At 67.3% G+C, this 12,443-nt stretch carries 9 protein-coding genes; all 9 read right to left on the minus strand.

The annotated features are described in order from the left end of the window. Positions 1-4 precede the first annotated feature (4 nt). Positions 5-1,498, minus strand: a complete 1,494-nt coding sequence (locus tag ACZ60E_RS16070) for an amino acid permease (protein ID WP_453791588.1) — start codon at positions 1,496-1,498, stop codon at positions 5-7. A gap of 139 nt (positions 1,499-1,637) precedes the next feature. Then, complete coding sequence (gene dxs / locus ACZ60E_RS16075; protein ID WP_469440956.1) at positions 1,638-3,557, minus strand: 1-deoxy-D-xylulose-5-phosphate synthase; 1,920 nt, start codon at positions 3,555-3,557, stop codon at positions 1,638-1,640. Between the two features lie 298 nt (positions 3,558-3,855). Beyond that, positions 3,856-5,148 (minus strand): sugar ABC transporter permease, encoded by a 1,293-nt coding sequence (locus tag ACZ60E_RS16080; protein ID WP_384815339.1) that lies wholly within the window; start codon positions 5,146-5,148, stop codon positions 3,856-3,858. Further along, positions 5,145-5,936 (minus strand): ATP-binding cassette domain-containing protein, encoded by a 792-nt coding sequence (locus ACZ60E_RS16085; protein WP_189777611.1) that lies wholly within the window; start codon positions 5,934-5,936, stop codon positions 5,145-5,147. The genes ACZ60E_RS16080 and ACZ60E_RS16085 overlap by 4 nt, the downstream gene beginning before the upstream one ends. A 220-nt stretch (positions 5,937-6,156) precedes the next feature. Beyond that, positions 6,157-7,263: a substrate-binding domain-containing protein gene (locus ACZ60E_RS16090; RefSeq protein WP_384815353.1), complete on the minus strand. Its 1,107-nt coding sequence runs from the start codon at positions 7,261-7,263 to the stop codon at positions 6,157-6,159. Positions 7,264-7,396: 133 nt separating this feature from the next. Next, positions 7,397-8,596: an ROK family transcriptional regulator gene (locus tag ACZ60E_RS16095; RefSeq protein WP_107022164.1), complete on the minus strand. Its 1,200-nt coding sequence runs from the start codon at positions 8,594-8,596 to the stop codon at positions 7,397-7,399. Positions 8,597-8,790: 194 nt separating this feature from the next. Then, positions 8,791-9,708: a carbohydrate ABC transporter permease gene (locus tag ACZ60E_RS16100; protein ID WP_384815334.1), complete on the minus strand. Its 918-nt coding sequence runs from the start codon at positions 9,706-9,708 to the stop codon at positions 8,791-8,793. Between the two features lie 37 nt (positions 9,709-9,745). Then, the gene (locus ACZ60E_RS16105) at positions 9,746-10,669 is read right to left on the minus strand and encodes a carbohydrate ABC transporter permease (RefSeq protein ID WP_384815331.1); all 924 of its coding nucleotides are present in this window, start codon (positions 10,667-10,669) and stop codon (positions 9,746-9,748) included. Between the two features lie 91 nt (positions 10,670-10,760). Next, entirely contained in the window at positions 10,761-12,209 is a 1,449-nt protein-coding gene (gene ngcE / locus ACZ60E_RS16110; RefSeq protein WP_384815328.1) for an N-acetylglucosamine/diacetylchitobiose ABC transporter substrate-binding protein, read from the minus strand. Between the last annotated feature and the right edge of the window lie 234 nt (positions 12,210-12,443).

Consider the following 12,443-nt stretch of genomic DNA (forward strand, 5'->3'; position numbering starts at 1 on the left):
CCCCCTACGGAGCTTCGGCCGCCTTCTCGTCCCGGCCGAGGCGGCTGTGCGAGCGGCCGTACAGGAAGTACACGAGGAAGCCGAGGGCCATCCAGATGCCGAACCGCAGCCAGGTCTCGGCGGGCAGGTTCAGCATCAGCCACAGGGAGGCGAGGACGGAGACGATCGGCAGGATCGGGACCAGCGGGGTGCGGAAGGCGCGGGGCAGGTCCGGGCGGGTGCGGCGCAGGATGATCACGCCGACCGCGACCACGACGAACGCGAACAGCGTGCCGATGTTCACCAGTTCGGCCAGCTCGCTCAGGCTGGTGAAGCCGGCGACGATCGCGATGATCACGCCGAGCAGGATGGTCGGCCGGTGCGGGGTCCTGAAGCGCGGGTGGACGTGCGAGAAGAAGCGCGGCAGCAGTCCGTCGCGGCTCATCGCGAAGAAGACCCGGGTCTGGCCGAGCAGCAGGATCATGCAGACGGTCGTGAGGCCGACGGCGGCGCCGAAGCTGATGAAGCCCGCGTACCAGGGGTGGCCGGTGGCCTTGAAGGCGTCGGCGAGCGGGGCGTCCACGGACAGCTCGGTGTAGTGCTGCATGCCGGTCACGACGATCGACACCGCGACGTACAGCGTGGTGCAGATGACGAGCGAGCCGAGGATGCCGCGGGGCATGTCGCGCTGCGGGTTCCTGGTCTCCTCGGCGGCCGTGGCGACGACGTCGAAGCCGATGAAGGCGAAGAAGACGACGGAGGCGGCGGTGAAGATGCCCATCACGCCGAAGTTGGAGGGCGCCCAGCCGAACATCAGCTGGATGAGCGGCGAGTCGAGGCCGCTGCCCGCGTCCACGGGCTTCGCCTTCGGGACGAACGGGTCGTAGTTGTCGCCCTTGATGAAGAAGGCACCGGCGATGATCACGACGAGGACGACGGTGACCTTGATGGCGACCACGACGGCGGTGACCCGCGCGGAGAGCTTCGTACCGACCACGAGGATGCCGGTGAGCACCAGGACGAGGGCGGCGGCGAGGATGTCGAAGCCGAAGCCGTCGGCGCCCTCCCTGCCGCTGAGCGCCGCGGGCAAGTGCCAGCCCGCGTTGTCGAGCAGCGAGGCGATGTAGCCGGACCAGCCGACCGCGACCACCGCGGTGCCGAGCGCGAACTCCAGCACGAGGTCCCAGCCGATGATCCAGGCGGGCAGTTCACCGAGGGAGGCGTACGAGAAGGTGTACGCGGAGCCGGCCACCGGGACGGTGGACGCGAACTCGGCGTAGCAGAGCGCGGCGAGCGCGCAGACGACCCCGGCCACCACGAAGGCCAGGGCGACGGCGGGACCGGCGTTGTTCTTGGCGACCGTGCCGGTGAGGACGAAGATGCCGGTGCCGATGATGACACCGACGCCGAAGACGGTCAGATCCAGGGCGGACAGGGATTTCTTGAGCGCGTGCTCCGGTTCCTCGGTGTCCTGGATGGACTGCTCGATCTTCTTCGTCCTGAAGAGGGTGTTGCTCACGGGCGTACCTCCCACGCTTGTCGTCCTCGACATGATCGAGAGGGGGCGTCGTCCGTATGCCCCGGCACGTGGGTTTTAACGCGAATGGGCCGGTTCCACCACCGTAAAGGGTGCGGGAACCGGCCCACTCGGGCGTGTCTCAGTCGCGGGCGGGCTCCGGTGTGGCGTGGGCCTGGTCGTACCGGCCGTCGAGCTTGGAGACGAGGCCGGTGACCTGCCGGGCGATGTCCGGTGCGGTCAGTCCGATCTCGGCCATGACCTCCGTGCGGGAGGCGTGGTCGAGGAAGCGCGGCGGGATGCCGAAGTCGCGCAGGGGTACGTCCACGCCGGCGTCGCGCAGGGCCTGGGCGACCGACGAGCCGACGCCGCCGACGCGGGAGTTGTCCTCGACGGTGACGACCACGCGGTGCCGCTCGGCGAGCGGGGCCATGGCCTCGTCGACGGGTTTGACCCAGCGGGGGTCGACGACGGTGGTGGTGATGCCCTGCTGGTCGAGGAGACCGGCGATCTCCAGGCACATCGGGGCGAGGGCGCCGACCGAGACGAGGAGCACGTCCGGGGTGTCGGTGCCGGGCTCGCGCAGGACGTCCATGCCGCCGACGCGGCCCACGGCCGGTACGGCCGGGCCGACCGCGCCCTTGGAGAAGCGGACCACCGTCGGCGCGTCCGTGACCTGGACGGCCTCGCGCAACTGGGCGCGGACCTGGTCGGCGTCGCGGGGCGCGGCGAGCCTGAGGCCGGGGACGACCTGGAGGATCGACATGTCCCACATGCCGTTGTGGGAGGCGCCGTCGGTGCCGGTGACACCGGCCCGGTCGAGCACGAAGGTGACACCGCACTTGTGCAGGGCCACGTCCATCAGGACCTGGTCGAAGGCGCGGTTGAGGAAGGTCGCGTAGACCGCGAAGACGGGGTGCAGTCCGCCGGTGGCGAGGCCCGCGGCGGAGACGGCGCCGTGCTGCTCGGCGATGCCCACGTCGTAGATGCGGTTCGGGAAGGCGTCCGCGAACTTCTTCAGGCCGACCGGCTGGAGCATGGCCGCCGTGATCGCGACGACGTCCTCGCGCTCCTTGCCGAGCGCGACCATCTCGTCGCCGAAGACGGAGGTCCAGTCGGCGCCCGAGGCCTTCACGGGCAGGCCCGTGTCGGGGTGGATGGGGCCGATGCCGTGGAAGCGGTCCGCCTCGTCCCGCAGGGCGGGCTGGTAGCCGCGGCCCTTCTCGGTGAGGCAGTGCACGATGACCGGGCCGCCGAAGCGCTTGGCGCGGGCGAGCGCGGACTCCAGGGCCTCCATGTCGTGCCCGTCGATGGGCCCGACGTACTTGAGGCCGAGGTCCTCGAACATGCCCTGCGGGGCGATGAAGTCCTTGAGGCCCTTCTTGGCGCCGTGCAGGGTCTCGTAGAGGGGCCTGCCGACGACCGGAGTGCGCTCCAGGAGGTCCTTGCCGCGGGCCAGGAAGCGCTCGTAGCCGTCGGTGGTGCGCAGGGTCGCCAGATGGTTCGCGAGGCCGCCGATGGTGGGCGCGTACGACCGCTCGTTGTCGTTGACGACGATGACGAGCGGGCGGTCCTTGGCGTCGGCGATGTTGTTCAGCGCCTCCCAGGCCATGCCGCCGGTGAGCGCCCCGTCGCCGATGACGGCGACGACGTGGTCGTCCTTGCGGAGGACCTCGTTGGCCTTGGCGAGGCCGTCGGCCCAGCCGAGGACCGTGGAGGCGTGGCTGTTCTCGATGACGTCGTGCTCGGACTCGGCCTGCGAGGGGTAGCCGGACAGGCCGCCCTTCATCTTGAGCTTCGAGAAGTCCTGGCGGCCCGTGAGCAGCTTGTGGACGTAGGACTGGTGTCCGGTGTCCCACAGGATCCGGTCCTTGGGGGACTCGAAGACCCGGTGCAGTGCGATGGTCAGCTCGACGACGCCGAGGTTGGGGCCGAGGTGGCCGCCGGTCTTGGACACCGCGTCGACCAGGAACGTCCTGATCTCGTCCGCGAGCTGGTCCAGCTGCTCCAGGCTGAGCCGGTCCAGATCGCGCGGTCCCTTGATGCGGGTCAGCAGCGGCACCCGTGCCTCCTTGCGTGCGGTAGAGCGATAGAGCTTCCCGGGCCTGTCGAGTCTAATGTTCCGTCTTTCGCGCCGACGCCCGGGCTGTGCGTCATACATCACGCGATCGGCCGTAAATCATCTCGCCCACCGACTCCCCCACCAAACGCCCCAGACGGCACAAAAGTGCCCGGCGCCTGTGAAGGCACCGGGCACTCAAGGCCCCAAAGGGGCGCGGGGAACTGCGCGACCAGCCACGACGCACCCGCGGCTACCCACCGACGGGCGGTCCCGGCTCAGCCGCGCAACCGCAAAACCGTTATGCGCGACCCGCGGTCTTCTGCGTCTTGCGCGTGATCGAGTCGATGACAACCGTGGCCAGAAGCACACCACCAGTGATCATGTACTGAACCGGCGTGGCGATGCCCTCCAGGGCGAGGCCGTACTGGATCGAGGTGATCACCATGACACCGAGCAGCGCGTTCCACGTGCGGCCACGGCCACCGAAGAGGCTGGTGCCGCCGATGACGGCCGCCGCGATGACGTTCATCAGGAGGTCACCCGCACCGGCGCTCTGGTTGGCCGCGGCGATCTTCGAGGCCCAGAACAGACCGCCGACGGCGGCGAAGAAGCCCGCCAGGGCGAAGACCGAGACACGGACCGCCGTGACGTTGATACCGGCACGACGGGACGCCTCGACGCTGCCGCCGAGCGCGAAGATCTTGCGGCCGTAGCTGGTGCGGCGCAGGACGAAGTCGCTCAGGACCAGGACCAGGATGAAGAGCAGCAGCGCCAGCGGCAGACCCTTGTACTGGTTGAACATGATCGCCGCGGCGAACGCCACGATCGCGAGCAGGACCGTGCGCATGATCAGGTCGCCCAGCGGCCGGGACGGGATGCCCGCGGCCTCGCGGCGGCGGCTGTCCAGGAAGCTGGTGACGAAGAAGAGCACCACGGCGACGAGCGCGAGGCCGTAGGCGGCCGCGACGTCCGAGAAGTAGTACGTGGTCAGCTTGCCGACCACGCCCTCGCCGTCGATGTTGATCGTGCCGTTCTCGCCCAGGATCTGGAGCATGAAGCCGAGCCAGAACAGCAGGCCGGCCAGGGTGACCGCGAACGCGGGGGCGCCGATCCGGGCGAAGAAGAAGCCGTGGAGCGCGCCGATGGCCGCACCGCTCGCGAGGGCGATGAGGACGGCCAGCCACTCGTTCACACCGTGCGTGACGCTCAGTACGGCGGTGATGGCACCCGCCACACCGCTGACCGAGCCGACCGACAGGTCGATCTCGCCGAGCAGCAGCACGAAGATGATGCCGACCGACATCATGCCGGTGGCGACCATCGCGACGGCGATGTTGTTGAGGTTCTCGGCGGAGAGGAAGGCCGAGTTCAGGCTCTGGAAGATGATGCAGATGACGATGAGGCCGAGGACGACCGGGACGGAGCCCAGGTCACCGCCCTTCATCTTCCGCTTGAACTCGCCGACGTAGCCGGCCAGGCCCTGCTCGCGCACGAGCAGCCTGGGGTCGACCACGGTCACCGCGTCGGCGGCGGCCTCGGGGTTCGCGACGGCGTGCTCGTCCGTGCTGGCGGAGGTCTTGTCGATGCTCACTTCTGAGCCTCCCCGTTGCTGCGCGCCGCACGGCGGGTCACGGCGTTGTCCGTGGCACCGGTGATGGCGGAGATGATCTCTTCCTGCGAGGTCGCCTTGACCTCGAAGACGCCGTTGTTGCGGCCGAGCCGGAGCACGGCCACCTTGTCGGCGACGGCCTTCACATCGGCCATGTTGTGGCTGATGAGCAGGACGGCGTGGCCGCGCTCGCGCAGCCGCTCGACCAGGTCGAGGACCTGGGCGGTCTGCTCGACACCGAGGGCCGCGGTGGGCTCGTCGAGGATGACCAGCTTGGGCTCGCCGAGCATGGAGCGGGCGATGGCCACGGTCTGGCGCTGACCGCCGGAGAGCGAGGCGATCGGGATGCGCACGCTGGGGATGCGGATCGACAGCGTCTGGAGCAGTTCGCGCGAGCGGCGCTCCATCTCGACCTCGTCCAGGATGCCGCGCTTCTTCAGCTCACGGCCCAGGTAGAGGTTGCCGACGACGTCGATGTTGTCGCACAGCGCGAGGTCCTGGTAGACCGTCGCGACACCCAGGTGCTGGGCGTCGTGCGGCTTGTTGATCTGGACGGCCTTGCCGTCCCATTCGATGACACCCTCGTCGATCGGGTGCACGCCGGCGATCGTTTTCACCAGCGTGGACTTTCCGGCGCCGTTGTCGCCCACCAGGGCGACCACCTCACCGGCGTGGACCTCGAGCTCTACGTCGGTGAGCGCCTGAACGGCACCGAATCGCTTCGAGACCCCGCGCAACGCCAGAACAGGCGTAGCGGACACGTTAACCATCTCCTTCGCCGCCTGACCCGGCGGGAGGTTGTGCAGAAGAGTTTGGGGGGTGGAAGTGTTCCGTCCGGCGCCCCGCCCTAGCTGCGGGGCTGGTGATTGCGGGGCGCCGGAGGGGCTTCGGGTACGACCGTCCCTCATGGACCGCATTCTCGCGGACCACAGACCCGTACGGGAATTCAGTGGACCGAATTCCCGTACGCGGTAAGGGACTTGTCGTTGCCTACTTCAGGCCGGCCTTGTCACAGGCGGCCTTGAACTTGGCGGTGCAGATCTCGTCGATCGTGTAGATGCCGTCCTTGATGACGGTGTCGTTGATGTTGGCCTTGGTCAGCGAGACGACCGGGACCAGCACCGACGGGACGCCCTTGGTGGTGGGGCTGTCGACCGAGTCCTTGGCGATGGAGTCGAGCTTCTCGCCCTTGGCGAGCGCGACGGCCATCTGCGCGGCGACGTCCGCCTCCTGCGGGTAGGACTTGTAGACGCTCATGAACTGGTCGCCCGAGACGATGCGCTGCACACCCGCGAGCTCGGCGTCCTGGCCGGTGACCGGGGGAAGCTTGGAGACACCCGCGGCCTTGAGGGCGGTGATGATACCGCCGGCCATGCCGTCGTTGGCGGAGTAGACGCCGACGATCTTGTCCTTGCCGATCGCCGAGATGGCGCCTTCCATGTTCAGGTTGGCGTTCTCCGGCTTCCACTCCTTGGTGTCGTACGACTTGGCGATGTCCACCTTGCCGTCGAGCTGGGAGAGGGCGCCCTTCTTGAAGAGGGCGGCGTTCGGGTCGGTGACCGCGCCGTTCATCATGACGATCTTCGCGGAGGGCTTGGCCTTGTCGCCCAGGGCCTCCAGGAGCGCCTTGCCCTGGACACGGCCGACCTCTTCGTTGTCGAAGGAGGTGTAGGCGTCGATCGGGCCCTCGGCTAGGCGGTCGTACGCGACGACGGGGATGCCGGCGTCCTTGGCCTTCTTCACGCCGTTGGCGATGGCCTTGGAGTCCACCGCGTCCACGATCAGCACGTCCACCTTGTTGGTGATCATCGTGTCGACCTGCTGGGACTGCGTGGTGGCGTCCTGCTTGGCGTTGGCGTAGACGATCTCGCCCTTGTCGTTCGTGAGCTCCTTGACCTTCTTCTCGATCAGGGGCTTGTCGAACTTCTCGTACCGCGCGGTCTGGTTCTCCGGAAGGAGGAGGCCGACCTTGATGTTGTCGCCCTTGGCGGCGGACTTCGTGGAGTCGCTCTTGTCGCCGGACTCCTCGGCGCTGCCACAGGCAGCCAGCGAGACGGCCATCGCACCAGCGGCAACGGCAAAGGCGGCGCGACGCATACGCGTATTCACTTCAGAAACCTCCCTGACGAGGCCGCGACGTTGCGGCCGAGGTGGCTGGAAGTCAACTCGGCCGCACGTGCGACGTCAAGAAGTAAATCCTTAACGGAATGGCAACGCTGCCATCCGTTCTCTAAGTGAAGGCAGGTGTTACAGCAGTGAGCGATCCGTCCAAAAGGGTTGAATCGCCCATCTCGCCCAGTGCGAGGGCGAGCGCCCCTAGGACCTCCGCCCGACCGCCAAGTGCCCCTGGCAGAACGGATAGTTGACGTGCCGCACTGGGGATCGCATAGCGGCCGACGGACTCCCTGATGGGACCCAGTACGAGCTCTCCGGCCTCGGCGAGATCACCGCCGAGCACCACCCGGCTCGGATTGAGCAGGTTGCACAGATTCGCCACTCCACTGCCGATATGTCGGCCGACGTCGGCGATCACCCGACGACAGCCAGGATCTCCGTCCCGTGCCAGCCGTACGACACCTTCCATGGTCAGATCCGTGCCGTGGCTGGACTGGAGGAGCGGCAGCACATAGCGCGCCGCCGCGAAGGTCTCCAGGCAGCCCCGGTTGCCGCAGCGGCAGACAGGGCCGGACTCGTCAAGAGTAATATGCCCGATTTCTCCCGCTGTGCCACCCGGGCCGCGGTAGATCTTGCTGTTGATCACGAGTCCGGCGCCGACACCGCTGGCCACCTTGATGTACGCCAGGTCACGGACGCCCCTGCCGCTCCCCCAGACGAGTTCCCCGAGGGCTCCGAGGTTGGCGTCGTTGTCGACGTGCACGGGGACGCCCAGACGCCCCTGGAGCTCCTCCGCGGGCTTGGTGCCGGTCCAGCCCGGCAGGATCGCGGTGGAGCCGAGCGTGCCGGACTCCACGTCGATCGGCCCGGGCACGCCGAGACCCACCCCGGCGACCTTCGAACGCTCCACGCCGGTGGCCGCGATCAAGCGGTTGACCAGCTGTTCCGCCCGGTCGAAGCCCTGCGCGGCGGACGCGTCCACATCGAGCGGCTCGGACTCCTCGGCCAGCACCTGGTGGGCGAGGTTGCCGACCGCGACCCGCAGATGCGTATGGCCGAAGTCGACGCCGATGACAATGCCGGCGTCGCCGCTCAGGCTGACGCTGCGGGCCCTTCGGCCACCGGCCGAGGTGGGGGTGACCTCGACCGTCCCGCCGTCCTTCAGCTCCCGCACGATGTTGGAGACCGTGGCCGCGGACAGGCCCGTCGTCCTCGCGATCTCCGCCTGCGTGAGCGACCCGGCCAGGCGCACCGCACGTACGACCCGTTCGAGATTGGCTCGGTGCAGCGACGACTGCGACCCCGGAGTCTCCACGACGACCTCCTGCGTACGGGGTCGCCTCGGTGAGACCCCGTCTATGTCCAACTAGTGAACTCTAAGCAGAGCCGTTGGCGTCGACTCCCGTCAAGAGGTTGAGCAAGAGAGGGGGGTGCGGGCGCCCGTGACGCGAGGGTGGCCCCGGCTCCAATCCGGGACCACCCTCACAAACCGAACCGATGACCCGGCTGTTACTTGAGCGCCCCCGCGGTCAGCCCCTGCACGACCTGGCGCTGGAAGACGATGTACGCGGCCAGTACGGGCAGCATCGCCATCACCAGGCCCGCGAACAGTCCGGACCAGTCACCCTTGTAGCCCTGGCTGACGGCGAGCTGGACGAGGCCCTGGGTGAGCACCTTGTTCTCCGGCTCGGTGTTGAGCACCGTCGGCAGCAGGTACTGGTTCCACTGCCCCAGGAAGTTGAAGATGGTGATGCTGATCAGGCCGGGCTTGGCCATCGGCAGCATCACCTGGAAGAACGTCCTGGTGTGCGAGGCGCCGTCCACGAAGGCCGCCTCGGCCACCGAGGTCGGCAGGGTGCGGAAGAACGACGTCATGAAGAACACGGTGAACGGCAGCGAGTAGCCGATGTAGACCAGGATCAGTCCGGGCAGCGTGTTCAGCAGGGCGAGGTTCTGCATGACGTAGAACAGCGGGACCAGCGCCAGGATGATCGGGAAGCTCATCCCTCCGATGAAGAGGAAGTAGATGAAGCGGTTCCCGGGGAACTCGAAGCGCGCGAGGACGTACGCGGCCATGGAGCCCAGCAGCATGGTGCCGAGGAGCGAGAACCCCACCACGATGATCGTGTTGAGGAAGTAGTCGCTCATGTTCGCTTCGGTCCAGGCGCGCGACCAGTTGTCGAAGTGCAGCGTGTCGGGCAGCGCCCAGGGCGAGCTGAAGATCTCCTTGTCCGTCTTGAAGGAGGTCATCACCGCCCAGAGCAGCGGCATCGCGACCATGAACGCCCAGAGGATCAGGAAGCCGTGCGAGAAGACGTTGAGCGTCCTGCCGGTGGCCTTCTCCCGCGGCGCGGACGAGGGCGCCGTCTTCGCGACGGGTGGCCGCTCCCCCGTGGTGTCGGCGGGAGGCGTGTCGGTCGTCTTCATGCGTGGCCTCCTCGCGGCTCGGTGAACTCGGTTCGCATCAGTACTCCAGCCGCTCGCGCCGGCCCAGCTTCATCACGACCGCCACGAACAGCAGCGTCACGAAGAGCAGGGCGACACCGATCGTCGTCGCGTAGGCGGCCTGGCCGTCGCGGAACGCCTTCTGGTAGACGTACAGCGGCAGGACGGTCGTCGAGTAGTCGGGACCGCCGGGGCCCACGGTCATGATCTGCACGACCGCGAAGGACTCGGCGCCGAGCGCCAGGATGCCCACGTAGGCCCAGCCGGACTGCACGGTGTCCCAGAGCAGCGGCAGGGTGATCCTGAAGAAGGTCGTGATGCGGTTCGCGCCGTCGAGCAGCGCCGCCTCGTAGTAGTCCTTGGGGATGGAGGCCATTCCCGCGGAGAAGAGCACCACGAAGAATCCGACGGTGCACCAGACCAGGACCGCGAAGATGCACCACAGGGCGAAGTCCGGGTCACCGAGCCAGTCGGGCTGCACGCTGTCCAGGCCGATCGCCTTCAGGAACGAGTTGATCGCACCGCTGTTGGGGTTGAAGGCGAACTGGAACAGCAGCGCGACGATCGCGATCGACAGCACCTGCGGAAAGAAGTAGACCACCTTGTAGAAGGCGGATCCCCGGACGCCGGTGATCGCGGCATTCTTCCGCCGCCGTCCTCCGACATTCAGCATGAAGGCGAAGAACAGCGCCAGGGTGAGCGTCACCAGTGGCAGCAGCACCACCAGCATCACGCTGTGCTGCAACGACTTCCAGAAGACCTCGTCGTCCAGCAGTCTCGTGTAATTCTTGAAGCCCACCATTTTGAACTCGGGGCTGAGACCGCTCCAGTCCGTGAACGAGTAGTAGATGGACTGGATGAAGGGCCAGATGACGAACAGGCCGTAAATGGCCAGGGGGGCCGTCAAGAACCCCACGATGAAACGGTATTTACCGTGTTGCATTCCTACCGACCCGATCTTCCCGCGGGGGGTGCCGTCGACGCCGCACAACGAGAACCGGGGCCCCGGAAGGTGTCCGGGGCCCCGGCCGCGCTCACTGGTGCTTGTAGTGCTGGATGCTGTCGTCCTTGGCCGCCTCGTCGGCGTAACCCTGGATCTTCTTGATGGCCTCGACCGGGGTGAGGCGGCCGGCCATCATCTCGCCGAGGCCGCCGACGCCGATCTTCTCCTTCTGGAGCGCCACGTACCAGTCCTGGATGCGCGGGTTGACCACGTTGTCGCCGGCCTTCTCCAGGGCCGCGACCCCGGACTTCAGACCCGGCGTCAGCTCGATGCCGTCGGTGCCGCCGTTGAAGGCCGTCAGCGACTTGACGGACGAGGTGAAGTTCTTCGACGAGGCCTCACCGAGCATGATGCGCAGCTGCTCCATGCCGCCCTCGGTGTTCTTGGCCTTCGCGGGGACGATGAAGGGCTCGCCGCCCGACGCCCAGATGGTACCGAAGGGCATCTTGTCCGAGCTGTCGATGCCGCTGGGCGCGTTCACCGCGAGGTCGAAGTCCTTCGGCATGGTCTTCGCCGCCTCGTTCTCCACCCAGGAGCCGTTCGGGATGAAGAGCGCCTTGCCCTCGGTCCAGGCGGTCTGGGACTGGATGTGGTCCAGGCCCGGGGTGCCCTTGAGGATGTAGCCCTTCTTGTACAGCTCGTAGTACGCCTCGAAACAGGTCTTGACGGCCGGGTGCTTCCAGGCGTTCGGCTCCAGGTTGTCGATGGCGTCCAGGACCTCACGGCCACCGACCTTGGCGATCATCGGGTAGAGCGAGAAGGGGACGTAGTACGGGTACTTGCCCGCGTACGTCCAGCCCGCGATGCCCTTCTTCTTCGCCTTGGCGCAGACCGCGAGCATGTCGTCCCAGGTCTCCGGGTACTCCGCGTCCAGGCCGTCCAGTGCCTTCTGGGAGTACCACACGCCGTAGACGGTGTACGCGTAGTACATGATCCAGACCGGGTCGCCGTCGAACTGGCCCATCTCGACGATGCCGGGGCGCAGGGTGTCGCGGACCTTCTTGGCCGGGTCGTCGTAGGACGGCGAGTCCAGCAGCGTGGTGAGGTCGGCGAGCTGCTTCTTGCCGACCAGGACACCCATGTCCATCTGCTCGGCACCCGAGTTGTCGATCAGGTCCGGCGGGGTCCCCTGGTTGAAGCGCGGCTGCAGGACCGACTGGATCTTCTGGGTCGAGGAGAACTTGACCTTCGCCTTGGGGAACTTCTTCTCGTAGACGGCCTTGGCGTCCTCGGCGTACTGCGTGCCGAAACCGCCGTCGAAGATCACGATCTCCAGCGGCGCGGTCTCATTGACGGCGAGCGGGTTCTCCTTGGTCTTCTTGCCCTTGTCGACCTTTTCGTCGCCGCCGCTGTCGCCGCTGGCACACGCGGACAGAAAGCCCATCGTGGGTACGGTGATCAGACCGAGCGCGGCGGACCGCTTGATCAGGTCGCGCCGGCCGACACCCTCGCGGTCGTTGTGTGCGGAAGTGGATCCCATGCTCAAGTCCTCGCCTTCGTCAGGACTCAGGCGGTGAACCGGACCCTCCCCGGCACCGCGGTTGGTACTGCATTACCCGGGGGAAACCCCCGGTCCCCCGGCAGGAAAAACAGGTCGGACGGTCTGCCCGGCGCTTGAGCGAGGGAACATCAGTAGAGCTGGATCGTGCCTGGAATACCGGGAGCCGCAGGAATGCGCGGCACGTCGCTGTTCGCCGTGCCCCCTCGCCTGCCG

Source organism: Streptomyces sp. NPDC102514, assembly GCF_055584525.1.

Excerpts from the sequence above, each read along its gene's own strand:
- ACZ60E_RS16085 (WP_189777611.1), bottom strand. The coding sequence starts at position 5,936 with ATGGTTAACGTGTCCGCTACGCCTGTTCTGGCGTTGCGCGGGGTCTCG.
- ACZ60E_RS16090 (WP_384815353.1), bottom strand. The coding sequence starts at position 7,263 with ATGCGTCGCGCCGCCTTTGCCGTTGCCGCTGGTGCGATGGCCGTCTCG.
- ACZ60E_RS16100 (WP_384815334.1), bottom strand. The coding sequence starts at position 9,708 with ATGAAGACGACCGACACGCCTCCCGCCGACACCACGGGGGAGCGGCCA.
- ACZ60E_RS16105 (WP_384815331.1), bottom strand. The coding sequence starts at position 10,669 with ATGCAACACGGTAAATACCGTTTCATCGTGGGGTTCTTGACGGCCCCC.
- ngcE (WP_384815328.1), bottom strand. The coding sequence starts at position 12,209 with ATGGGATCCACTTCCGCACACAACGACCGCGAGGGTGTCGGCCGGCGC.